The sequence below is a fragment of the Nocardia sp. NBC_01377 genome (assembly GCF_045040005.1).
Lineage (GTDB): Bacteria > Actinomycetota > Actinomycetes > Mycobacteriales > Mycobacteriaceae > Nocardia > Nocardia noduli.
This window is the reverse complement of the sequence record NZ_CP109566.1, coordinates 5663305-5685035: the sequence shown is the minus strand read 5'-3', so window position 1 is coordinate 5685035 and position 21731 is coordinate 5663305. Positions and strand designations below refer to the sequence as shown.

Below are 21731 nucleotides of genomic sequence, written 5' to 3'. Positions count from 1 at the left end.
AAATCGAGTCCTTCGTTCACCCGGTGGTATCGGCCGGATCGAAGCGGATGTGCAGTGTCTTCAGGCCCCGCAGGATGAAGGTCCGCAGGTACTTGTAGCGGCGTTCTCCGGGCAGGCCGTGGTGCTCGGGATCGATCCAGATATTGTCGGTGCGGTCGAACAGCCGCTGCAGGCTGATGAGCGCCTCGGCCCTGGCCAGCGGTGCGCCCGGGCAACTGTGCGGACCGCGACCGAATGCGACATGGCTGCGGGCGTTGCGGCGTTCGATGTCGAAGACATCCGGTTCGGGGAATCTGCGTGGATCGCGGTTGAGCGCGGCGTTGACCAGCATCATCGTGGTCCCGGCGGGGATGTCCACCTCGCCCACGGTGACGGGGACCTTCGAGAGCCGGAAATCGCCGCGGATCGGGCTTTCGTACCGCAATGTCTCCTCGATGAAATTGGGCAGTAGCGTTCGGTCGGCCCGCAGTTTCGCTTGCAGCACGGGATCCTCGGCGATCAGCATCACCGCGGTGCCGAGCAGACGGACGGTCGTTTCCTGTCCCGCGGCGAACAGATTGGACGCCACGCATACCGCATCGAGCACATCCGGTGTGCTTCCGTCGGGGAAGGTGGCCGTCGCGACACCGGTGAGTACATCGTCGCCGGGGTTCTCGCGTCGTTCGCTGATGTATTCGGTGAACTTGTCGTAGAGGTAGCCCAGGGGAGTGTGCTCCAGGCTTTCTCCACTGCTGGCGCCGATCGTGTTGCCCAGCAGCGCTGTTCGGAAGCCTTCGTGGTCGGCTTCGGGCACCCCGAGTAGATCGGCGATGACCAGCATCGCGAACGGGTTGGCGTAGTCTTCGTTGAATTCGCAGCGACCCTCGGTCAGGGCGATGTCGTATTGCCGATCGGCCAGGCGCCACATGAACTCTTCGTTCTCTTTGAGGCGCTTGGGCGTGATCATTCGCGACAGCAGTGCCCGATGATCGGTGTGAACCGGTGGATCCAGGGTCGGCAGCTGATCGCTCATCGGCAGCCGGTCCCTGTGTGCGACGATTAGTTCGGAGATGTCGTCGCCTACCAGCGGCACCGGAAAGCCGGGGAAGGGGCCGGTGACCGAGGTGCACGAGGAGAAGCGCTCGGTGTCGTTGTAGATCGCCAGGGCCTCGTCGTAACCGGTGACCATCATGACGTCGTGATGTTTCTCGCGCCGAATCGGGCATTCCCCGCGCAGTGCGGCGAGATAGTCATAGGGGTCGTGCAATACGGCGTTGTCGGTGAAGAAGTCGACGGAGTCTACATCGCTCATCGGGAATCCTTTCTGAAAGCTTTGTCTGCCAGCGTCATCGATGCGTCCCGACGGCTACTGCGATATTTCGACACCGTCGTAGCCTTCGAGCAGGCCCTGCTCCGGCAGAGTCATCTGCAGGTAGACGTCGATGTGGCGGATCTTGCCGTCGCCGGTGAATTCGTAGACCGACAACGAATTGACCACCGAGCTGAAGGCACCGACCGTGCTTCGTTCCTCGAGTTCGAGGAACACCAAACCCGAGGTCTCGGTGATCCGCTTGAACGATCCCTCCCAATCCGAGGACATCGCCCAGTTGGTCAGGAAGGCGACGTAGCCGCTCCAGTCCATCACTTCCTTGAAGGGCCCGACGCGGTCGAATTCCTCGACCGCCACGAGCTCCGCCAGCGGCGCCCAACTGTCGACGGTGAATCCCGGCTGCTTGGCGCTGTCCACCAGCCGCTTCATGACCAGGCTGTAGTCCAATACGGTGCGCGACAAACCGTCATAGCTACCGACGACGTCACCGATCTCGGGTAATCCCATTGCTGCTCTCCATCATCGGGCTCGTCCATGCCGAGCCCACGCTTGTTCTGTTCTGGCCGGTAGCACGCGTCCGCGGGAATTCACGGGGCGCTGGAACTCCGCGCGACGACTTCCGGCCGCGGCGCGGAGTTTGTCTCACGAATTCGCGTCGGCTGCGAGGTACCGGTCGACGACCGAGTGATAGTGGGCGATCACGATCTCCTCTTTCACCAGGGCCATGAAGTCGAGACCGTCGCTGCGCAGGCCGCGCTGCTGGCGCGGCATCTGTTCGTAGTCCTGTTGCAGCGCCAAGAAGTATTTGAAGCTGCCGGGCTCCTCGACCTCGACCGGTTGCGCTCGATACACATCGCGGTGTTCCTCGGGCAGCCACATGAAGCTGCTGATGTGCCAGATGCACTTGTTGGGGTCACCGTCGGGGTGGGGGGTGGCCATGATGGTGGTGGCCTCGCCCGCGCGGATGGTCATGAAGAAGTTCGGGAAGAGCACCCAGCCATGGTTGTCGCTCATCTGCGCGTCGGTGAGCCTGCTGACGTCCAGGCCCATACCGGTCAAGGTGTCACGGGTGGCCTGCTGTAGGAGTGTGCGCGCGGTGACCCCGTCGGGGAAACGTAGCGGTTCGTCGTCGGAACGGTAACCGCCGACGAGTTCGTCGAACCGGGGCAGCACCATGGCCACGGTGGGAAAGGTTTCCGGGAGTCCGTGGATGCCTTCGACCTGCTCTTCGGCACTGTACTTGTCGGCGTTGGCCACGTCGAACGGAGCGACGGACACACTGTGGTTCTCGAAGAATCGGTACCGCACCGTCGTCGGGTCGATCATGATCACCCGCAAGAGTTCGGGGTGTATGCCGGAGATGTGGTATCCCTCCTCGAAGGCGTCCATGACGACCTTCCAGTTGCAGTTCACACTCTCGCGCACGTCGAGCACGGTCACCATCTCGTCGAGACGGTAGGGCGCGAGCAGTTCCGGCAGTCCCTCGCCGAGGAATTCGGCCAACGGCGCGGCATCGGGATCGGGGTTGAGGAATATGAAACCGGCGAAGGTGTCGACCGACACCGGCACCAGCGACAGGTTGTCCTTACCGATATCGCCCTGGGCACCCTCTCTCAGAATGCCTTTCAACGCGCCGTCGAGGTCGTAGGACCACAGGTGGTACTGGCACAGGATGCCTCGCTTGGCGTTTCCGCTGCCGGTGCACAGTACGTTGCCCCGGTGCCGGCACGCGTTGACGAAGCCGCGGATCCGGTCGTCCTTACCTCGGATGATGACGAAGGACTGGTCGAAGATCTTGTATTCCTTCCAGTCACCGACCGCCGGGATATCGGCGACTCGACCGGCGACCTGCCACACCTTCAGCCAGATCTTCTCGCGCTCCTGCGCCTGGATGTCGGGGGAGGTGTACCGATCGGTCGGGATCCGCATGCGATAGGCGTCCGCGGGGATATCGGCCAGCTCGACTCCGGTATCGACCCATTCCCCGGGTCGCGTCGGCTGAATCGACTCGATTGTCATCTCTTCGCCCTTCCTAGGCTTTCGTGACGTCGCGACAGCGATGTCGAACCCATGTAGCACTTCGAATTGCCCACGCAGACAGCACCGCTGGCAGCGGTGACCCCCTCGGTCTGTGCAGCGGCACGACACGTACTCGTGGCGTTCGGGCCCGATCTGCGTCCGGAGCGGCAGTCGTACTTGTGCTCTACGCCACATTCAGTTATCAATCTATTGATTGATTAATGTGAGTATTCTCGATCACATATCGGCTGTCAAGAAGACAGCTTCAGCGGTTCGACCGTCGCGATGCCCGCAGTCAACGCAGTTGCCGCGGCTGTTTCGGCCGTCGCAGTCGAGCGCGCGTTCGACACGAAACGCTCAGCGAGGAGCAATGATGGGCACGACCGTGATCACCGGGGGGAGCGGGTGGGATGGGGCTGGCCACTGCCGCCATAGTTGGCCGCGAGCAGCCGGTGTTGCTGAGCGATATCGGCGCGGAACGGCTGGGCGCGGCGGTCGCCCGCCTGCGAGGTGACGGCATCGATGCCACCGCGATGGTCTGCGACATCACCGATCGGCGTCAGGTCGAGGCGCTGTTCGCTCGTGCTCGTGAATCCGGTCCCGTGTCCGCGGTGGTACACGCCGCGGGGATCAGCCCGCAGATGGGCTCGGCCGAACCGATCATCCGGATCAACGCGCTGGGGACCATCAATATCGTTCGGGCGGCTCTGGCACAGGCCACCCCGGGATTCGCCCTGGTGAACGTGGTCTCCCTGGCCGGACACATGCTTCCGAAATTTCTCGTGCCACACCGCGCCTACCGCTTGGCCGACACAGATCCCGCAGCATTCGTGGGAAAGATGACGCTTGCGGCCAATCGCGCGCCCCGCGCCGCGCGACCGGGCTTGGCGTACTCACTGAGCAAGAAACTTCGTGACCTGGTATTCCCGGACGCAGGCTGCCGCCTTCGGGGTTGAAGATGCTCGCATACTCTCGGTTTCACCCGGCTCGTTCGACACCGCCGTGGGGCGACTGGAAGAAGAGAGCGGATCGGGCAGACTGATCGAGCATGCCGCGCCGAAGCGATTCGGTACACCCCGGGAGATCGCGGAACTGCTGGCCTTCTGTGCCAGCGGCAATGCCGGTTACCTCACCGGCGTCGACATCCTCTGCGACGGCGGTACGAAAGCCGGACTCGACTTCAGAGCGATCTTGACAATGGCTCGCAACACCCGATAGTGCGTGTATGCGACAGCGGCTGCGCGAGAACCGACAGATCTGACCGGCCGTCTCGAGGCGGCGACCCACGATCTGAGCGTGGCCGGGCGCGCGTTCACCGCGACCGGCGCCTTCGATGAGCGCGTGGAGGCGACCGAAAGGTTCTGGGTCACCGACCCTGATTCCTGGCATCGAATCGGCGCTTTGCGGAGCACATCGAATCTCGCCCGCCGCAACGGCATTCAGTCCTCGTCAGAATAAACAACAAGAGAAGGAATCAGTGGCAATGAAGCTCGAAGACCGGATCGCAAAGCATCGCCGGATGGCCGAGAGTTACCGGGACAAGTACGTCCTCCAGAAGGTGCAGGAAGGTGACCGCTACGACGAATGGGAGTTCGCGGACGGCGCGGTGTACACCTCGCCCTACTTCGTGGCCGGCGAAGAACTCGTGTTGGCGGACGTCGCGACTTCCTTCGACGTCGCCGCGACCGTGGAAGCCAAGGCGTATTCGGTGGTCTTTCCGGACTGGAAACCCGTCGAGTACAAACTGTGGGCCGCCGACAACGGCTTCGTCATGCGTTACCGCTGGGAGGGAACGTCGGTCGTCGACGGGGTGACCAGGGGTTTCTACTCGATCAGCTTCGTCGAGACGAACGATGACGCGCAGATCACGCACTGGTCGACCTATGTCAACGACGAAGAGTACGGCCCGTTCCTGCAGGCCGCGATCGACGCCCGCGGCCCATTCACGGGTGACGAATACATGGAGGCGTTGAAGCGCCACTTCGAAAAGCACAATCTGACGATCTGACGAAAGGACTTCCCGCCGGTTCGCGGTGCGCAGTCGCCGCGGGCCGGTGCGGATGTGCAGATCTCGGGCTTTGTCGTGGCTTGTGCTCGGCTCGAGCCGTGACCGGATCATCGGCTGATCCGCAGCCGATGATCCGGACTCACGCCGGGAAGTTCGTCGTCAGCGGATCGAGAATCCGGCGTCGAGTGCCCACTCGGTGCCGGTGATGAACCTCGCCTCGTCGGAGACGAGGAACGCGACGGCGTTGGCGATGTCCTCGGCTTCGAGCATCTGCAACGGAAGCGCGTTCTGCATTCCCGAAATCGTGTTCGTACCCCCGGCGGCGGCCTCCTGCTGTAGTTCGCGCATCGCGTTGTTGAGCGTCATCCCGCTGGCGACGCCCGTGGGGTGGATCGTGTTGACTCGAATCCACTCCGGGGCAAGGTAACCCGCGAGGCTCTGCATCAAAGCGACCAATCCGCGCTTGGCGGCGGCGTAGGCGTTGACGCCCGCGAACAGCTGCGGGGGAGCCTTCAGCCCCGCGGTGGAACTGGTGATGACGATCGATCCGCCGCGCCTGCCCTCGCGCAGGGCGGGAAGCGCGGCGCGGACGGTGTGATAGACGCCCGTCAGATTGGTATCGATCACGTCGTTCCAGTCCGCGAGGAAATCCTCCGATTCCGGTCCCATCCGAATGATACCGGCGTTCGCGACGACGATGTCGAGGCGGCCGAACCGTCGCTGACCCTCGTCGAAAGCCGCGCGAACCGCGTGGTAGTCGCGGACATCGGCTTTGCGTGCGACGATCTGTCGACCCTCTGCTTCGACCAGTCGCACAGTCTCCGCGAGATCGGCTTCGGTGGCGTTCGGGTAGTTCATCGACTCGACGTTCTCGCAGATGTCGATACCGATGACGTCGATGCCTTCGCGTGCCAATCGGACGGCGTGCGCGCGGCCCTGCCCTCGCGCGACACCGGTGATGAACGCGACGCGGCTCTGTGAATCCGACATGGTTGATGTAATCCTCGGTGGTACTGGTCGATCGAACTGTTCGGGACCGCTTCGTTCGTGGCCGCGTCCCCGGGTTGACAAGGTCTAGAGGCGACCGTCCACGCGCAGGTCGGGGTGCACCCAGTCGGGTGATCGGCGTTCTTTGAAGGCCCGGAACCCTTCGGAGACCTCGGGTGCGCGCAGGCTGGAGCGCATCCCGATGCGGTCGTTCAAGCCCAGGTAGTTGTCCAGGCTGGCTTTGACGACGCCGCGGGCGATCGGTGCGGTGCGGGCGCATTGCGCGAGTACGTCGCGGGCGGTGTCCATCAGTTCCTCGTGGGGCACGACGCGGGCGATCATGCCCCAGTCGAGGGCTTGCTGGGCGGACAGGACGCGGCCGGTGAGCATGAGGTCGCGGGTGCGGATCGGTCCGATGATGCGGGCGAGCATGTGGCTGTAGTAGGTGTCGGCGATGCCTCGGAAGAGTTCGGGCACGCGGAAGGTGGCGCGGTCGCTGACCACGGCGATATCGCTGCACATCGCGATCATCAGTCCGCCGCCTTGGCAGAGGCCGTTGACCGCGGCAACTACCGGTTTGGTAGAGGTGCGCAATGTGTCGAAGGGCAGGACGGCGTCCATCGACAGGGTCGCTCCGAAATCGACCCATTGGTCGGCTCCGCCGCCGCCCAGGTCGCCGCCGGGGGAGAAGACGTCGCCGGTGCCGGTGATGATCAGCCCGGCGAGATCGTCGTCGGCCGCGACGTGGTTGACCGCGTAGCCGATGCCGAAGTACATGGCGGGCGACATGGCGTTGCGCGCCTCGGGGCGGTCCAACGCGCAGACGGCGAAAGGTTTCTCGCGGGTGAAGGCGAGAAACGGGGTACCGAGCCAGTCCCCGGAGGGAGGTTTCGGGGCGCCTGCATCGGGTCGGGGTGCGTCGGACATGTATCTCCTTCGAGGGGTGGTCATCATCGCGGCCGGTGGGTCCGCTCGCACGGGGCTGCCCGACACGGAGGCGGCCGAAATTCGTACCGAGAGAGCGGACTACGAGCTGAATGCCGCGCGGACGAGGTCCAGGAATTCGGCGAGGGTGTAGTCCGGCTGGTCGGCGCGTCCCGTGTTGTCGAGGCGGTGGAAGGTTTCCAGCATTCCCAGGAAGACCAGGGCCAAGGCGCGCGGGTCACCGTCGCGGATACGGCCTTCGTGTTGTCCTCGGGCGATCACCTCGGCGAGGTCGTCGCAGACCACTCGGTGGCCGGCCGCGTAGAGGTGTGACGGCTCGGCATTCGAGGCGGTGGCGCGCGATCCGGAGCCCAGGGCCGAGGCGAGTCCGGCCCAGTCGGGGTGCTCGCGAAAGAACCGCACATGCAATTCGGCCACCGCGACCAATGTGAGGTCGGCGGGCCCGGGTTCGGAGGCTCTGGCCCGGGTCACGCCGTGCAGGATCGCGCCGCGTCGGCGCAGGACCGCTTCGTAGACGCTGTCCTTGTCGTCGAACAGTGTGTAGATGGTCCCGACCGCGATCTCGCATCGCTCGGCGATCGATTTGATGGTGGTGTTGTGGAACCCCACGGTCGCGAACGCGCGTTCGGCCACGTCGAGCACCTGTGTCCTGGTCATCTCCAGTCTCAGACGCCGCCGTTCCTCGCGAGGCGAAGGGGGCGTGTCCGGCTCGGCGTTCGACCTCGCGGCGTCCACCTCGGTGGCACCTGGCACCACCCACCTCCTTCGAGACAGCGAAGCGGCGCCACACACGCCGCACGTACCCGGAGGACCTTACCTGAACAAATAGGTTCTGCACTGAACTCATCCGAACATTCATGAATCATGTTCATTTCTGGTCTGCCTTGTTCTAGGCTGCTCGAAGGTCGCCTGCACAACGGATGTGCGACGTCGCGGCCGGAACGCTCGAAGGGAAGTCGGACATGACAGATGCGCAGGTCGAATCCGGTGTGTTGGCGGGTGAGGAGCGGATGCTGATCGACGGCGAGCTGTGCCACAGCGACAGCGGTGCGTTCTTCGAGGTCGTCGACCCCGCGTCCGAGCAGGTGGCGGGCCGGGTGACCGACGGATCGGTGGCCGATATGGCGCGTGCGGTCGGGGCGGCGCGGCGTGCTTTCGACGAGACCGATTGGTCACGAGATCTCGATTTCCGCTACCACTGCCTGATCCAGTTGCACGAGGCGTTGGAGCGCAACGCCGAGCGGCTGCGCCGGATATTGGTCACCGAGGTGGGGTGTCCGGTGACGGTGAGTCGGTCGCAGATCGAGAGCCCCATCGAGGAGGTCGAGCACTGGGCCGAGCACGGCAAGGCATTCGAATACCTGGTCGACACCGGGATTCATCCGACACAGTTGGGTCCGGCGCGGCGCAGGATCCACTACGAGGCGACCGGTGTCGTCGGGGCGATCACGCCGTGGAACGTGCCGTTCTATCTCAATATCGCCGAGACGGTGCCCGCGCTGATGGCCGGAAACACCGTGGTGCTCAAACCGGCTCAGCTGACCCCATGGTCCGGTAGCGAGTACGGGCGGATCGTGGCCGAGGAGACCGACATTCCCCCGGGTGTGTTCAACGTCGTGGTATCCGATGCCAACGAGGTCGGCGCCGCCTTGTCGGCGGATCCGCGCGTGGACATGATCACCTTCACCGGGTCCACCGCGACCGGGCGGGCGATCCTGGCCGCGGGCGCGGCGACGGTGAAGAAGACCCTGCTGGAACTGGGCGGAAGGTCCGCGCACATCGTGCTCGACGACGCCGACTTCAACGCCGCGCTGCCGATGGCGGCGATGATGGCGTGCGTCATGTCGGGGCAGTCCTGCATCCTGCCCAGTCGGATCCTGTTGCCGCGCAGTCGCTACGACGAAGGTCTGGAAATCCTGAAGTCGATGATGGAAGGGTTCCCGGTCGGTGATCCGTGGACTCCCGGCGTCATGCAGGGCCCGCAGATCAGCGAGACCCAGCGCCGCAAGGTGCTCGGCCTGATCCAGGACGGCATCGACTCCGGGGCCCGGCTGATCACCGGCGGCGGCATCCCCGAGAACCTGCCGACGGGCTACTACACGCAGCCCACACTGTTGGCCGACGTCGACCCCGACGCCAGGATCTCCCAGGAGGAGATCTTCGGCCCGGTCCTCACCGCCACCCCGTACGACACCGACGACGAAGCCGTGGCGATCGCCAACAACTCGATCTACGGGCTCTCCGGCGAGGTGTCCGGCGGCGATGTCGAGCGTGCGTTCGCGATCGCCACCCGGATGCGCACGGGCAACGTGACCATCAACGGCAAGAGCCACTTCGGCATCACCAGCCCGTTCGGCGGCACCAAACAGAGCGGGCTCGGCCGACGCAACGGCGACGAGGGCTACCGAGAGTATCTGGAAGCCAAGAGCATCGGCATGCCCGCGTGAAGGAGAACACCATGGACACCCGACGGATCAGCGACGAACTCGAGATACAGGCGCTACTGCACCGCTACGCGCGTGCCGTCGACACCAAGGACTGGGAGCTGTACCGGTCGGTGTTCACCGCCGACGCCCATATCGACTACTCCTCGGCCGGGGCGATGGCAGGGTCCCGCGACGAAGTCACCGCGGCGTTGAGTGAAGCCTTTGCCGCGCTTCCCATGTCGATGCACTACATCACCAATATCGAGACCGAGATCGACGGTGACCAGGCGCGGGTACGAGCCATGTTCTACAACCCCATGCACCTGCCCGGCATGTCCGAACTCAGTTACTGCGGCGGCTACTACCACCACGAACTGCTGCGCACACCGCACGGCTGGCGCAGCCGGAACCTGCGCGAGGAGAACGTCTGGTTCATCAACTCACCCCGAGCCGCCCCCGCGACCTGACAACCCTCACGTCACCCCGGACAATCGGAGAGAATATGGAATTCTGTTCCGGTACCGCGTTTTTGGAGACCACGGAAATCCTGCCGGTGGCAGAGATGTTCGATGTCGTCAAGCAGGTGGCCACGGCAGCGGTGCTCTCCGGCGGACGTGTCGCTGGGGGTCGGCGCCGGATGGATGCGTGAGGAGTTCGAACCGATGGGCAGAACTTCCACGATCGCGGAAAGCGGCTCAACGAGATGATTCCGGCCCTGTGGGCACTCTGGCGGGGCGGGTGGGTGTCCTGGGACGGCGACTTCTACCGAGTCCCGGAACTGATGCTCGAACCGCACCCCGCCGCACCGGTGCCGATACTGTGCGGTGGCGAATCTCCCGCGGCCATGCGCCGCGCGGTCCGGTTGTGCGACGGCTGGGTCGGTTCCGCCTACTCCTGGGATGACGCGGTAGGCCACGTCCAGCGCCTCGACACCCTTCGCCGCCGATACGGCCGCGACAACGAACCGTTCGAGATCATGCTCGCGCTCCGTGAACGGCCCTCCCTCGATCTGTACAGACGAGCCGAGGATATCGGCGTCACCGCGATCATGTGCAGTCCCTGGGCCGGAACAGTCATTGCCGGTGACGGTGACCTCAGGTCGACCACGAATCCGGTCGAACGATATCGAAAACCGATCGAGCGCTTCGCCGAAACCATCATCGACAAAATGCGCTGAAGCCGCTTCGACGGAAAGAACCGCCTCGTTCGAGAGGGGGCCGGCGCTCGGCATCGACGGCCGCGGACCTCGCGGCGGTCATCTCCAGGTGGCAGCGGGCGCGGGCACGACGCTGCGCGGCCGACAGCACCGGCATCACGGCCGGACTCACCGAGGCGAGGATGATCCCGATCGGAGAGTCGAGCCTCGCCGACGCCGAGCAGGCCGCGAATCGAGTCGACCGTGATGTAGAGGGCGAGCGCGAAGAACGAGAACGCGATGATCCGCAGTGCGACCTTCTCCCGTGCCTCCGGTCGCGGCCCGCGAACTGCCACGCCACCGCCGCTGCCGAGGACACCTCTCGATCTACAGTCTCGTCGGCTCGCCGAACACCGCGCCGCTGTCGTCGACTTCGGGTGTTCTGGCTTCCAGGTAGGTGTATTGGCGGATGGTGACCGGGCCCGCGCAGTTGTCGACTTTGATGTGGAAGTCGCGGGTGATGATCTGCACGGTTCTGCCGGGGATGAGTGCCTTGCCGGTGCCGATATCGACGTTGGTGATGTCGCCGGGTTGGAGTTCCAATTCCAGGAACAGGCCGGGGTCGACCGCGATGGAGGGGATGACGCCGTTGTATTCCTGTATCTGTCCCGATTCGAACTCCTGCGATCGCACGGTCCCCTCCGTCTGTGACTGTGCCGACTCCCCGGTGCTCGACTGTTCGACCGTGCTCGACTGCGACTGTTCGGTCGCGCTCCGTTGCGCCTGTTCGGTCGCATAGTTCTGCTGGGGGCCCTCGAGCCCGAATTCCGTGGTGGGGTCGACGCCGGGGATCACGGCGTCGACCCTGGCCGCGCAGCCGACGGAGTATCCGGTTCTGAGCACACCCTCGGCCTGTCCGTCGAGTCGGCCGTAGGCGACGGTGGAGACCAGGGCTTCGTGGCTCGTAGGGACGCCGTTCAATGGTGGGATGCGGTTGATGGCTTCGTCGTGGGTGCCGACCGTGAAACTGCCCATCGCCGACTCGAAGGTCTTCTCGTGCGCTGGCAGGTTGACGATATCGGCATGCGCGGTCGGCAGAAGCAGTGCGACCAGCGCTGAGGCGGTGAAACTCGCTGTCGAGATGATCCGCAACATGATCTCGCAGGGTAGTTGATATATCGCTGTTTTCCCCGCGTCGTGCGGGCGTGTGATGCGACCGATGCGGCATGTTGTTCGCTCGTTCATCCGGTGCGTACCCGGTTCGACGATCCGGGGCGGGGTGTCTTCCGCGACCGGGGAAGTGCCTGGCGGCACATCCGTCCACCGAGGTCTCCGGATGGGAACAGACCGAAAGATTGCCGAAATATTTTGTGATGCACCACTTCTCGACGGCATACCACACACCTGGGTGAATGCGGGCCACCACGGGAAACGCGGAAGGTAGCTGTCGCGGGCGCGGTCCGCTCACCCGCCGAACGGGAGGATCGGCGGGATAGCATGGCTCCATGACGTCCTTGCGGTCGGTCCGGGTAATCGTTGCGATCGTGGCGGTACTCGCCGGGGTGTCGGCGTGCGGCGACGGCTCGGGTGGGCTGCCCGAACCGGAGTTCCTGTTGCGCGGTGCCACCGCGGCGGCGGGCAGCGTCACCAGCGCGCACGTGGAGATGACCACCTCGGAAGCGATACCCGGCCTCGCGGCGCGCGCGTTGAGCGCGGATGTGCGGGCGCGGAAGGGATCGGAACCGGGCGCCTCGGTCGGCACGGTGGATGTCGGCGGGATGCGATTCGATTTCGCCGAGCAGGACGAGCGGCTGTTCTCGAAATCCTCCGACGGTAAATACGTTCCCGCGCAGCAACTCTCGGGTGGCGGGGCGCTGCCGAAGCCGTCGACGCTGCTCGATCCGGACCGTGGTCTGGCCGCGATGCTGGCGAATCTGAGCAATGTGCGGACCGAGGCGCGCGAGGAGTACGACGGTGTGCAGGCGTTCCGCGTCACCGGTGACGTGCCGCGCGCCGACGCCGCGGTCTGGCTGCCGAGTATTCAGGGCGACGCGCGATTGGCCATCTGGTTCGCCACCGCCGGTCGGCATCTGCCCGTCGGCACCAGGTTGGCGGCGGCGGGTTCGTCGGGGGAGCCGGCGTCCATCGATTTCGCCCTGTCGAATCTCAACAAGAAGGTGCAGGTGCCCTCGGTCGCCTGACCCGCGAGGTGGATCAGGCCATGGTGAGCGACGCGATGCTCGCGGCGGGTTCTCCGGCCACCAGGGCTTCGAACCGCCATCGATTCGATGCCGCGTGACCGTCCTCGTCCGTCAGGGCGGTGACCGTCAGTTCGACCTGATCGCCGGGAACGACGAAGCGCCGGAAGCGAAGTCGGGTCGCGTGCCGTAATCGCAGTCCCGGTTCGCCCGCGGCCAGCCGGGCCAGCGCGAGAGCGCTCTCGATCAGCAGAACCCCCGGCAGGACCGGGTAGCGGGGGAAGTGCGTGGCGAACAGCGGCAGCGTGCCGGTGACGTTGAGATGGGCGACGGCGCTGACTCCCGGCTCGATGGCGACGACGCGATCGAAGGCGGGCGCACCCATCGTGGCCGCCGACGGCGGGGCGGTGTGGAACGTGGTCATGGCCTGTCCTCCAGCGAAAGTGTCGTCAATCGAGCGGTCCGCGGCCGAGCAGAACCCGCGCCATCCGCGCCGTATCGGCCGGATCATCGAGCCGGTCGGCGTCGATCAAACCGCACATGATGCCGTGCGCTGTCAGGATCGGCTCTCCGCCGACATCCACTCGCCCGTCGACGACGGCTGTCCTGGTGCCTATCGATCTCACCTGCGCCGACATGCGCAGGACATCGCCGGGCACGGCGTCTCGCAGCACCGTCACCTCGCCGATATTGAGCAGCGCGGCGCGCTTGCGATGCTCGGTGCTGAGCAGGACCAGCCACGCTCCCGCCTGGCACAGGGCTTCGAGCACCAGGCCGAACGGTGCGACGGGACCCCCGGGGGAATCCTGCCAGTAGTCCTCGTAGACCGAGGTCGCCTTTCGGGCGGCGATGTGGTGCATCGGCTCCCACGACTCGATCCGGTCGATGAGATGGAAACGCATCGAGTCAACTCTCGACGGCGGGCGGGGGCGTGCCCACGACATCGCGCAGTTCGCTCGCCAGGGGCTCCGACACCAGCGCGATCACCCGCGCGGACGCGTCCGATCCGACGATCAGACTCGCCGCGGCGACGATCTCGCCCGCGTCGAGGGCATCGAGGCAGCGTGCGAGGTGGGCGTCGGTGGCGATCTCGATCATCGCGCTCAGGGTGATCCAGTCCTGACGATCGGCGAGGGTTCTGGCCACGGTGACGACCAGGTCGTCCGGCAACCCGCCGATCAGTGCCGCCGAGCGGGACAGATCCAGGTGGGTGGCGACCTCGGCCAGGTAGTCGGGGGGAAGTCGTCTCGCGGTGGCGATCGCCCTCGGGGTGTCCATCACCGCGGCCATGTGCGCGGTCATCAGCGCGCTCTTGTTACGGGTGATGACCTTGGCCGCGATGGCGGGCGGGATGACCCGGGTCGCCGCGGCGATCTTGCCGAGACCCGGTGCGGTGGAATCGAAGAGCAGATCGCCGATCTGCTGCCGCAAACCCGCGATATCGTCGGCGGGAATCTCGGCCAGATAGGCGATCCGATCGACCGGCACGTCGAGCACACGCGCGAGTCCGGCCAGGGTCGCGCTGCGCGCGGCGGGTGAATCCTTCACGATCACAATGCCTTTCACAGTCCGGGGCCGTTCACAGTCCGACTGCCTTTCGTACCGCACCGCGAAGGAAGACCGGCACATTGTCCAGTGCGCCCAGGGCTGCCACGGTGAGTTCCTCGATCCGTTTCCGGGTCACTGCCTCGACCAGCGCGGCGAGGTCGTCGCGCGATTCGGACGGCAGGGCGGCGATGGCGGGTGGAGGTGGCGCCCGCAGGATCGTGGTGAGTGCGTCGTGTTCGTCGACCGGCCGCTGCGCGCCGGAATCCGATGGGTTCATGGGACCCTCCGTATGGCGAAAAGGACTGTCCACGTGCAGTTCTCGACATCGAGCGTGGAGCGACCGTCTATCGGGAGTTGGCTGGATCCGATCGGGGCGGACGGCCGGAGCGACTATCGAATCGGAGCCTAACACGGTGCGGCGCCGCCCGCCGGGGACGTTGACCGGGTTCGGAGCCGAACCTATTCTGTGCCCACCGCGACGTTACCTCTTCCGCGGTTCCCGCACTTCCCACGTCCAGGCCGGAGTGTCCAATATGTCCCAGAATATCCGAATCCATTCGGGCACAACCACTTCCAGATCATCGGAGTTCAACGAGATCGTCAGGAGCATCGATGACGAGACGCTGGCGAGCGCGATGGCGGACCCGATGAGTCGCACCGTCGTCCTGCACGCGGTCTTCGACGAGATGCCGCGACGGCTGATCGGCGACCGCGTCGACGGGGTGGACTCGGTGGTGTGCTGGCGTATCGGCGAACCAGCCGACATGTGGACGGTCGTCGTCGCGAACTCCAGGTGCACTGTGCATCAGGGGAATCCGGGGCTGGAGCCCGCGGTGACGCTAGAGCTCGGGATGGTCCCGTTTCTGCGGATGATCACAGGTCAGATGGGCGGAATGGCGCTCTTGGTAACCGGAAATCTGCGCATTAAAGGCAATATGATGACTGCTCGAAAAATGGAGAAGTGGTTTGTCCGCGACTGACCGGCAAATAAACCGTCCAACCAGTCTGCTCCGTCCAGCCGCCGGTCAGAAGATTTGTGGCGTCGAACAATTGACGACCGAGTTGATCGCGATCTAGTCTCGGTGCAGGAGGCCACGGGGCGCAGTAGCCCAAGGAACCTGGGTATCGCACAGGTGTAGTGCAGTCGAATCGGCAGTGTCGTCGATACAGAGAATCCAACAGACTCGTCTGGGCGGGACGAGCATTGTGTTCACAAAATGGTTGGTCGCGTGCCCCGAGTGTCACGCGCCATTTCGAAGAGGATCCGCAATGTCAGTTGATGTGTCTATTCGCGATGATATCGCCGACTTCCTGCTCAATCACTACAACGTCGATCTGAATTCGGTTCCCGCCGATGCGACGCTGGAGGATCTCGGTCTGGATTCCCTGGGTGTGCTTTCCGTTGCCGACCTCATCGAGACGAAATATGATATCTCGCTCGATGACGAACGTATCGCTTCGGTGAAGACGTTTTCGGATCTCATGGACCTGATTCGCATGAAAATAGCCGAATCCGCTGGGTGACCCGGAACGGTCCATCGAAACAGTTGTTCCGACGAAAGTGTGGAGTCCATGGACGCATACATCACAGCGACCGGACGTTTTCTACCCGGTGAGCCGGTGCCGAACGACGAGATCGAGGAGTACATCGGCAAGGCGGGCCGGGCCTCGTCCGATCTGAAGGATCAGATTCTTCAGAACAGTGGGATCAAGACCCGGTACTACGCCATCGACAAGAAGCAGCAGACCGTGTACTCGAACGCGGCGATGGCCGCGTCCGCGGTGCGCAACGCGGTCGAACGTGCTGGTCTGGAGCCCGGTGACGTGGAACTGCTCGCCGCGGCGACCACCCTGCCCGATCTGATGGGCCCCGGTCACGCCAGCATGGTGCACGGCGAACTCGGCTATCCGCCGTTGGAGATCGTCACCGCGCACGGCATCTGTAGTTCGGGGATGATGGCCCTGAAGAACGCCTATCTCCAGGTGAAGGTGGGGGAGAAGAAGACCGCGGTCTCGGTGGCGAGTGAACTCGCGTCTCGCGGATTCAAACACACCCGCTACGAGGAGATGAAGGCGATCACCGAGGACGGGTCGCTGCCGATGGAGACCGCCTTTCTGCGGTATATGCTCTCCGACGGCGCGGGCGCGGCGATCGTCTCCGATTCGCCGGCTCCCGACCGGGTGAGTCTTCGAATCGACTGGATTTCGCTGACCTCGTATGCGAATACCGAGAAGGCCTGTATGTACTTCGGCAGCAACAAGAACGGTTGCGAGAAGACATGGGCCGATTACCCGAACGCTTCGGCGGCCGCGATGGACGGTGCGCTCGTAGCGCGCCAGAAACTGTCGCTGCTGCCCCATCTCGTGCGGGTCGGCATCGATGAATACGAACGGCTCGCCGACGCCGGTAAATTCGATCCGGATGCCGTGACGTGGTTCCCGGCGCATTACTCCAGCGAGCGCATGAAAACCATGCTCACGGGTGAACTCAAACGCCGTGGCGTTTCCGCGGGACGACCGGAGGCATGGTTCAGTAATCTCACCCGGGTCGGAAATATCGGCAGTGCGAGTATCTATGTGATCCTCGATGAAATGCTTCAGGAAAAACTGGTGCAGCCGGGCGACACCCTGCTGTGCATGGTGCCGGAATCCGGCCGATTCGCTATTTCCTTCATGCATTTGACGGCCGTCGCGGGCACCGCGCAGCAGGCGAAGGTCGAGTCGTGACAGGGGCCTCGGAGACCGAGGCGAGCCGACGTACCGACCGCCGTAACGGTGCTGAATCCACCCGTACGGCAGTGGTTTTCGAGTACAGCCAGACCGGGCAGCTGATCGAGTCGGTGGACGCGCTCGTCGCTCCGCTCGTCGCCGCCAACTGGCAGGTGCGCCGGGTTCGTGTCGAACCCGCCTCACCTTTTCCCTTTCCCTGGCCGGTGACCCGGTTCTTCGGTGCGTTCCCGGCCTGTGTCGACGAGGAATTCACGGTGGAGTTGTCCACTCCGGCGGAGCGATTACGTTCGGAACCGGGAGAATTGGTTCTCTTCGCCTACCAGGTCTGGTATCTCGCTCCCTCATTGCCCGCGCGGACACTGCTGATGCGGCATCGCGAGATCTTCGCCGAACGTGATGTCGTGACCGTGGTCGCGTGCCGCAATATGTGGTACTCGGCGGCGGGAGAAGTCCACCGCCGCCTCACCGCGGTCGGCGCCCGCACGGTGGGCGCGGTCGCGGCCATCGATACTCGGCCACAGGCGATCACGCTGGTGACCACGTTGCGCTGGCTGTTGCTTGGTAGGCGCGACGGTGGGTTGTTCGGTCGTGCCGGCGTCGGAAGCGACGAACTCAGCCGTCTCGCCGCGCTCGGCGAGGAGATCTCGGCGACGAAATCCTCCGACGATCTCGCGACGGTCCTGCGCGACGCGGACGCCGCACCGGTGGTGCCCTTACTGGCGGCGGCGGATCTGCTGGCGGGCAGCGTATTCCGTCGCTGGGGCGCGGGTATCAGATGGGCGTCCGAGTACGGCGTCGCCGCCCGTGTCGCGGCACTCACGGCATTCGTCGGTTCCCTCGGTGTCGCCATCGCGGTCGGGTTTCCGGCCCTGGCCCTCGCGCGGTTGCTCGGCCGCGCGCGTTTCGACCGCGTCGTGGGAACTCGGCTCGACCGGGTACTCGGACGATCGACGATGTCGGTCGGAGCGTCGTCGTGACCGCCCGCGGGGCGCAGGTCGCCGTCGTCGGCGGTGGTCCGGCGGGACTCGCCGCCGCGTACTGCCTGGGACGCAGGGGCGTGGACGTGGTGTTGTTCGAACGGCATACCGAGCCGCCGCGGCACCCGCAGGCGACACTGGTGAACACCAGGACCACCGAGATATTGCGCGAACTCGGCGTTCTCGACGACGTGCTCGCGGTGAGTACCACGTTGGAGAAGGCGCCTCGGGTGCGCTTTCTGCGTTCGGTCGCCGAACCGGAATTCGGTCGGCTCGAACTGGTCGAGACCACCGACAAACTCATGCGGCTGGCCGAGCAGAGTCCGACGCTGCCGGTGCTGTGCCCGCAGAATCGCCTGCAAGCCGTGTTGACCGAGGGGCTTGCCGCCCTTCCGAATGTCGAACTGGTGCGGGGTGCGCGGGTGACCGACGCGACGCCGGGTCCGCGCGGCGTCGAGGTGACCTACATCGGATCCGATGGCGGCGAAGACCGGCGCGAGGCCGACTATCTGGTGCTGGCCGAGGGGATGCATGGCGCGCTGCGTAAGGCGGTCGGCATCGGCAAGGTCGAGGACTCGCCGTTGGGTGTTCTGCTCGACATCTATTTCGAGGCCGATCTGCGGTCACAGTTCCACAATGCTGGCAGCGTGCTGTCCTGGATCATGAACCAGCAAGTCCGGGGTGTGCTTATCACCATCGATCCGGAGGGTGACGAGTGGATGCTCGAGGTACCACTCGACGGCGGCGCGGAAATCTCGGAGGACAGCGCACCCTCGCTGCTGCGTGCGGCCCTCGGCGCCGACATCGATGCCGAAATCATCTCGTCACGGACCTGGACCATGCGGTCGACCGGGGTGGACCGTTGGCGGGACGCGAGCGGTCGGGTCTTCGTGATCGGCGACGCCGCGCACACCTTCCCGCCGACCGGTGGGTTCGGCATGAACACCGGCATCCAGGACGCGCACAATCTGGCCTGGAAATTGGCCGCCGTGCTCGAGGGCTGGGCCGCGCCGGATCTGTTGAACAGCTACGAGGTCGAACGCATACCGGTGGCGCGGTTCAACGGCGAGCAGAGCGAGCACAACGCCGAGGCCATGCTCGAATTCGCCGACGTGCTCACCGCGTCCGATCCGGCGGCCCTCGGCGATTTCGACGACGCACTGGTGGCCGGAATCGAAGAGCAGCGACCACACTTCGACTTCTACGGCCAGGCGCTCGGTTTCCGCTACGGCGTGACCGATCCGGTCGAGAGTGTCGTCGACTACCACCCGCTGGCCGAACCGGGTTGTCGGGCACCGCATTTCTGGCTCCGCGAGGCGGACGGCACGCCGATCTCGACACTCGATCTACCCGGTCACGGTTTCGCGCTGGTCACCGGTCCGGTCGCGGCCGAGAAGTGGGCCGACGCGGTCGGCTACGCCCACTTGATGAACACCGTGCCGGTGGCGGCGGTGGCCGTGCACCCCGTCACCCCGGACGCCACCACCGGGTCGGGCACGCGGACGCTCGTCGACAGGTCCGGCCGGATGCTGGAGACCTACGGGCTCACCGACAGCGGAGCGGTTCTGATCAGGCCGGACGGCCATATCGCCGCGGTCTTGGCGGGCGCCGATCCGTACAACGAGCTCATCACGGCCGTGATCGACGGTACGACAGCAGGTTCGAGGGATTCGGAGATGTCGGTATGAGAACCGAAGCACTGACCGAGGCGATCACGATCGCGGCCGATACCGGAAAGGCGAGCAGGGATCAGATCGAGGACCTGCTCTCGGGCGAGCGGGCGCGGGTGCGTTCGGTCGTCGAAGTACTTCCCGAATCCGATCTCGTGTGGGCGCTGGGCACCGATGTCGGCGAGCAGGCGTTGCTCAACGCGTTCGAGCTGATGCCGAGTTACTACGTGCCCGGAAGTTTCGAACGCGATGTGACCGTGCGATACCGCGTGACCAGGGTGCCGGGCGAACCCGTGGTGCAGGACGTGGTCTTCGGGCCGCAGTCGTGCCGGATCGCGTCGGCCGAGCAGACCGAACCGCCGGACCTGAGCGTCTTCCTCGACGGCGTCGGTTTCGTTCGAATCGCGACCGGGCTCGCCAAGGGAATGGAATTGTTGATGCGCGGCGAACTGAAGGTCCAGGGGGACGTGCAGGTGGCGATGAAGATGGAGACCTTCTTCGGTCTGGCCGAACCGGAGTCGAAGTCATGAGCGGCGACCAGCGCCGCCGCGTCGCGATCACCGGCATCGGTCTGGTCACCCCGCTCGGCATCGGCACCGACATCTATTGGAAGCAAGTGATTTCCGGGGTCAGCGGGGCCAGGACGATCACCTCCTTCGACGCGTCGTTCAACCGGGTCAGGATCGGCGCCGAGGTCCCGGATTTCGATCCGGGTCAGTGGCTCGAGTACAAGGACGTCCGGCGTTACGACCGGGTCGGCCACCTCGCGGTGGCGGCCTCGGATCTGGCGCTGGCCGACCAGGGACTCGACGGTGTCGACCGTGACGAAGTGGCGACCATCGTCGGCTGCGGGCTCGGCGGCGTCGACACCGCGAGAACGGGAATCGAGGACCGGCTCGCCGGGAGAAATGTCTCGCCGCTGTTCATTCCGATGGCGATGGCGAATTTCGCGGCGTCCGCGGTGGCGTTCCGGCACAAATTCGGCGGACCCAGTTACGCGCCGCTGAGCGCGTGCGCGTCCTCGGCCGACGCGATCGGCCAGGGCTATCGGATGGTGCGCGACGGGTACGCCTCGGCGTGCATGGTCGGCGGCGCCGAGGCGGCGTTGAATCCGGTCGTGCTCGCCGGGTTCACCAGTATGCGCGCGCTGTCCAAGCGCAACGACGATCCGCAGAGCGCGGCGCGTCCGTTCTCCAAGGACCGCGACGGTTTCGTGCTCGGTGAGGGCGCGGGGATGCTGCTGCTGGAGCCGCTGGAATCGGCGCGCGCCCGCGGGGCGCACGTCTACGCCGAGATCTGCGGTTACGGCCAGGTCGTCGACACCCATCATGTGACGGCGCCGCGCGAGGACGGCGCGTGCGCGGCCAAGGCGATGAACAAGGCGATGCGCGAGGCCGGGATCGACCCGACCGAGGTCGACTACATCAACGCGCACGGCACCGGCACGATGCTGTCGGATCCCGCCGAGACCAGGGCGGTACACCTCGCGTTCGGGGCGCACGCGCCGAACGTGCCGATCAGTTCCACCAAATCGATGACCGGGCACATGCTCGGCGCGACCGGTGTGGTGGAGGCGGCCACGTGCGCGTTGGCCATCGATCGGGGCCAGATCCCGCCGACCATCAACTATTCTGAGGCAGATCCTGCCTGCGATCTCGACTACGTACCCAATGTCGCGCGCACCGGGCGCGTGGATGTCGCACTGTCGAATTCCATTGCCTTCGGTGGTCACAACGTCACGCTCGCCTTCCGGCGGGCAGCTACAGACGAGGATTGAGT

Annotated in this window: 25 protein-coding genes and 2 pseudogenes; 15 read left to right on the top strand and 12 right to left on the bottom strand. The window is 65.1% G+C overall.

Annotation, left to right across the window (positions count from 1 at the left end; translation table 11 throughout):
- Positions 1-16: 16 nt before the first annotated feature.
- The 3 genes from OG225_RS26260 to OG225_RS26250 form a co-directional block, all read right to left on the bottom strand.
- Positions 17-1291 (bottom strand): cytochrome P450, encoded by a 1275-nt coding sequence (locus OG225_RS26260; protein ID WP_405177710.1) that lies wholly within the window; start codon positions 1289-1291, stop codon positions 17-19.
- A gap of 54 nt (positions 1292-1345) precedes the next feature.
- Complete coding sequence (locus OG225_RS26255) at positions 1346-1816, bottom strand: hypothetical protein (RefSeq protein WP_405177709.1); 471 nt, start codon at positions 1814-1816, stop codon at positions 1346-1348.
- A gap of 135 nt (positions 1817-1951) precedes the next feature.
- Positions 1952-3328, bottom strand: a complete 1377-nt coding sequence (locus OG225_RS26250) for an SRPBCC family protein (RefSeq protein WP_405177708.1) — start codon at positions 3326-3328, stop codon at positions 1952-1954.
- Positions 3329-3738: 410 nt separating this feature from the next.
- On the opposite strand from OG225_RS26250, the gene OG225_RS26245 reads away from it, so the two are divergent.
- The 3 genes from OG225_RS26245 (at position 3739) to OG225_RS26235 (ending at position 5336) form a co-directional block, all read left to right on the top strand.
- Entirely contained in the window at positions 3739-4284 is a 546-nt protein-coding gene (locus OG225_RS26245; protein ID WP_405177707.1) for an SDR family NAD(P)-dependent oxidoreductase, read from the top strand.
- Entirely contained in the window at positions 4241-4546 is a 306-nt protein-coding gene (locus OG225_RS26240) for an SDR family oxidoreductase (RefSeq protein ID WP_405177706.1), read from the top strand. The genes OG225_RS26245 and OG225_RS26240 overlap by 44 nt, the downstream gene beginning before the upstream one ends.
- A 265-nt stretch (positions 4547-4811) precedes the next feature.
- Positions 4812-5336 (top strand): hypothetical protein, encoded by a 525-nt coding sequence (locus OG225_RS26235; protein ID WP_405177705.1) that lies wholly within the window; start codon positions 4812-4814, stop codon positions 5334-5336.
- A 159-nt stretch (positions 5337-5495) separates the two neighbouring features.
- Here the strand turns inward: OG225_RS26235 and OG225_RS26230 are convergent, their stop codons facing one another.
- The 3 genes from OG225_RS26230 to OG225_RS26220 form a co-directional block, all read right to left on the bottom strand.
- A complete protein-coding gene (locus OG225_RS26230; protein WP_405177704.1) occupies positions 5496-6326 on the bottom strand; it encodes a mycofactocin-coupled SDR family oxidoreductase in 831 nt (276 codons plus the stop codon).
- Between the two features lie 84 nt (positions 6327-6410).
- Positions 6411-7250 (bottom strand): enoyl-CoA hydratase/isomerase family protein, encoded by an 840-nt coding sequence (locus tag OG225_RS26225; RefSeq protein WP_405177703.1) that lies wholly within the window; start codon positions 7248-7250, stop codon positions 6411-6413.
- Positions 7251-7349: 99 nt separating this feature from the next.
- Positions 7350-8021 (bottom strand): TetR/AcrR family transcriptional regulator, encoded by a 672-nt coding sequence (locus tag OG225_RS26220; protein WP_216912717.1) that lies wholly within the window; start codon positions 8019-8021, stop codon positions 7350-7352.
- Positions 8022-8230: 209 nt separating this feature from the next.
- Here OG225_RS26220 and OG225_RS26215 point away from each other — a divergent pair, with 209 nt between their 5' ends.
- The 4 genes and pseudogenes from OG225_RS26215 to OG225_RS26200 all read left to right on the top strand — a co-directional run.
- Entirely contained in the window at positions 8231-9715 is a 1485-nt protein-coding gene (locus tag OG225_RS26215) for an aldehyde dehydrogenase family protein (protein ID WP_405177702.1), read from the top strand.
- 11 nt (positions 9716-9726) lie between these two features.
- On the top strand, positions 9727-10161 hold the full coding sequence (locus OG225_RS26210; RefSeq protein ID WP_355090647.1) for a nuclear transport factor 2 family protein: 435 nt from the start codon (positions 9727-9729) through the stop codon (positions 10159-10161).
- 35 nt (positions 10162-10196) lie between these two features.
- Positions 10197-10343, top strand: coding sequence for a hypothetical protein (locus OG225_RS26205; protein ID WP_405177701.1), 147 nt, complete (start codon positions 10197-10199; stop codon positions 10341-10343).
- Positions 10344-10361: 18 nt separating this feature from the next.
- A pseudogene (locus OG225_RS26200) lies at positions 10362-10871 on the top strand (LLM class flavin-dependent oxidoreductase); the annotation flags it as partial.
- Between the two features lie 103 nt (positions 10872-10974).
- On the opposite strand, the pseudogene OG225_RS26195 reads toward OG225_RS26200, so the two are convergent.
- A pseudogene (locus OG225_RS26195) lies at positions 10975-11211 on the bottom strand (hypothetical protein); the annotation flags it as partial.
- Positions 11212-11216: 5 nt separating this feature from the next.
- Positions 11217-11984, bottom strand: coding sequence for an MspA family porin (locus tag OG225_RS26190; RefSeq protein WP_405177700.1), 768 nt, complete (start codon positions 11982-11984; stop codon positions 11217-11219).
- A 350-nt stretch (positions 11985-12334) separates the two neighbouring features.
- On the opposite strand from OG225_RS26190, the gene OG225_RS26185 reads away from it, so the two are divergent.
- Complete coding sequence (locus OG225_RS26185; RefSeq protein WP_405177699.1) at positions 12335-13030, top strand: LppX_LprAFG lipoprotein; 696 nt, start codon at positions 12335-12337, stop codon at positions 13028-13030.
- 13 nt (positions 13031-13043) lie between these two features.
- Here the strand turns inward: OG225_RS26185 and OG225_RS26180 are convergent, their stop codons facing one another.
- The 4 genes from OG225_RS26180 to OG225_RS26165 are packed head-to-tail and all read right to left on the bottom strand — an operon-like array spanning position 13044 to position 14852.
- Positions 13044-13451, bottom strand: a complete 408-nt coding sequence (locus OG225_RS26180; RefSeq protein ID WP_405177698.1) for a 3-hydroxyacyl-ACP dehydratase FabZ family protein — start codon at positions 13449-13451, stop codon at positions 13044-13046.
- Between the two features lie 25 nt (positions 13452-13476).
- Positions 13477-13929 carry a hypothetical protein gene (locus OG225_RS26175; RefSeq protein ID WP_405177697.1) on the bottom strand — a complete coding sequence of 151 codons (453 nt, stop codon included), beginning with the start codon at positions 13927-13929 and terminating at the stop codon, positions 13477-13479.
- 4 nt (positions 13930-13933) lie between these two features.
- The gene (locus OG225_RS26170; RefSeq protein ID WP_405177696.1) at positions 13934-14575 is read right to left on the bottom strand and encodes a hypothetical protein; all 642 of its coding nucleotides are present in this window, start codon (positions 14573-14575) and stop codon (positions 13934-13936) included.
- A gap of 31 nt (positions 14576-14606) precedes the next feature.
- The gene (locus tag OG225_RS26165) at positions 14607-14852 is read right to left on the bottom strand and encodes a hypothetical protein (protein ID WP_405177695.1); all 246 of its coding nucleotides are present in this window, start codon (positions 14850-14852) and stop codon (positions 14607-14609) included.
- A 256-nt stretch (positions 14853-15108) separates the two neighbouring features.
- Between OG225_RS26165 and OG225_RS26160 the strand changes: the two genes are divergently transcribed.
- The 7 genes from OG225_RS26160 to fabF all read left to right on the top strand — a co-directional run bounded on the left by OG225_RS26160 (position 15109) and on the right by fabF (position 21729).
- The gene (locus OG225_RS26160) at positions 15109-15555 is read left to right on the top strand and encodes an SCP2 sterol-binding domain-containing protein (RefSeq protein WP_405177694.1); all 447 of its coding nucleotides are present in this window, start codon (positions 15109-15111) and stop codon (positions 15553-15555) included.
- 289 nt (positions 15556-15844) lie between these two features.
- Positions 15845-16099: an acyl carrier protein gene (locus OG225_RS26155; RefSeq protein ID WP_405177693.1), complete on the top strand. Its 255-nt coding sequence runs from the start codon at positions 15845-15847 to the stop codon at positions 16097-16099.
- 48 nt (positions 16100-16147) lie between these two features.
- The gene (locus OG225_RS26150; protein WP_216912690.1) at positions 16148-17302 is read left to right on the top strand and encodes a 3-oxoacyl-[acyl-carrier-protein] synthase III C-terminal domain-containing protein; all 1155 of its coding nucleotides are present in this window, start codon (positions 16148-16150) and stop codon (positions 17300-17302) included.
- Positions 17299-18282, top strand: a complete 984-nt coding sequence (locus OG225_RS26145) for a hypothetical protein (protein WP_405177692.1) — start codon at positions 17299-17301, stop codon at positions 18280-18282. The genes OG225_RS26150 and OG225_RS26145 overlap by 4 nt, the downstream gene beginning before the upstream one ends.
- A complete protein-coding gene (locus OG225_RS26140) occupies positions 18279-19970 on the top strand; it encodes an FAD-dependent oxidoreductase (protein ID WP_405177691.1) in 1692 nt (563 codons plus the stop codon). Before OG225_RS26145 ends, OG225_RS26140 begins: the two co-directional genes overlap by 4 nt.
- The gene (locus tag OG225_RS26135) at positions 19967-20482 is read left to right on the top strand and encodes an SCP2 sterol-binding domain-containing protein (protein ID WP_405177690.1); all 516 of its coding nucleotides are present in this window, start codon (positions 19967-19969) and stop codon (positions 20480-20482) included. The genes OG225_RS26140 and OG225_RS26135 overlap by 4 nt, the downstream gene beginning before the upstream one ends.
- Positions 20479-21729 (top strand): beta-ketoacyl-ACP synthase II, encoded by a 1251-nt coding sequence (fabF, locus tag OG225_RS26130; RefSeq protein WP_405177689.1) that lies wholly within the window; start codon positions 20479-20481, stop codon positions 21727-21729. Before OG225_RS26135 ends, fabF begins: the two co-directional genes overlap by 4 nt.
- Positions 21730-21731 lie beyond the last annotated feature (2 nt).

Bases quoted from the DNA above. Each gene is read 5' to 3' on its own strand.
- OG225_RS26260 (WP_405177710.1), bottom strand. From the start codon at position 1,291: ATGAGCGATGTAGACTCCGTCGACTTCTTCACCGACAACGCCGTATTG.
- OG225_RS26255 (WP_405177709.1), bottom strand. From the start codon at position 1,816: ATGGGATTACCCGAGATCGGTGACGTCGTCGGTAGCTATGACGGTTTG.
- OG225_RS26250 (WP_405177708.1), bottom strand. From the start codon at position 3,328: ATGACAATCGAGTCGATTCAGCCGACGCGACCCGGGGAATGGGTCGAT.
- OG225_RS26245 (WP_405177707.1), top strand. From the start codon at position 3,739: ATGGGGCTGGCCACTGCCGCCATAGTTGGCCGCGAGCAGCCGGTGTTG.
- OG225_RS26235 (WP_405177705.1), top strand. From the start codon at position 4,812: ATGAAGCTCGAAGACCGGATCGCAAAGCATCGCCGGATGGCCGAGAGT.
- OG225_RS26230 (WP_405177704.1), bottom strand. From the start codon at position 6,326: ATGTCGGATTCACAGAGCCGCGTCGCGTTCATCACCGGTGTCGCGCGA.
- OG225_RS26225 (WP_405177703.1), bottom strand. From the start codon at position 7,250: ATGTCCGACGCACCCCGACCCGATGCAGGCGCCCCGAAACCTCCCTCC.
- OG225_RS26215 (WP_405177702.1), top strand. From the start codon at position 8,231: ATGACAGATGCGCAGGTCGAATCCGGTGTGTTGGCGGGTGAGGAGCGG.
- OG225_RS26210 (WP_355090647.1), top strand. From the start codon at position 9,727: ATGGACACCCGACGGATCAGCGACGAACTCGAGATACAGGCGCTACTG.
- OG225_RS26205 (WP_405177701.1), top strand. From the start codon at position 10,197: ATGGAATTCTGTTCCGGTACCGCGTTTTTGGAGACCACGGAAATCCTG.
- OG225_RS26190 (WP_405177700.1), bottom strand. From the start codon at position 11,984: ATGTTGCGGATCATCTCGACAGCGAGTTTCACCGCCTCAGCGCTGGTC.
- OG225_RS26185 (WP_405177699.1), top strand. From the start codon at position 12,335: ATGACGTCCTTGCGGTCGGTCCGGGTAATCGTTGCGATCGTGGCGGTA.
- OG225_RS26180 (WP_405177698.1), bottom strand. From the start codon at position 13,451: ATGACCACGTTCCACACCGCCCCGCCGTCGGCGGCCACGATGGGTGCG.
- OG225_RS26175 (WP_405177697.1), bottom strand. From the start codon at position 13,929: ATGCGTTTCCATCTCATCGACCGGATCGAGTCGTGGGAGCCGATGCAC.
- OG225_RS26165 (WP_405177695.1), bottom strand. From the start codon at position 14,852: ATGAACCCATCGGATTCCGGCGCGCAGCGGCCGGTCGACGAACACGAC.
- OG225_RS26160 (WP_405177694.1), top strand. From the start codon at position 15,109: ATGTCCCAGAATATCCGAATCCATTCGGGCACAACCACTTCCAGATCA.
- OG225_RS26155 (WP_405177693.1), top strand. From the start codon at position 15,845: ATGTCAGTTGATGTGTCTATTCGCGATGATATCGCCGACTTCCTGCTC.
- OG225_RS26150 (WP_216912690.1), top strand. From the start codon at position 16,148: ATGGACGCATACATCACAGCGACCGGACGTTTTCTACCCGGTGAGCCG.
- OG225_RS26135 (WP_405177690.1), top strand. From the start codon at position 19,967: ATGAGAACCGAAGCACTGACCGAGGCGATCACGATCGCGGCCGATACC.
- fabF (WP_405177689.1), top strand. From the start codon at position 20,479: ATGAGCGGCGACCAGCGCCGCCGCGTCGCGATCACCGGCATCGGTCTG.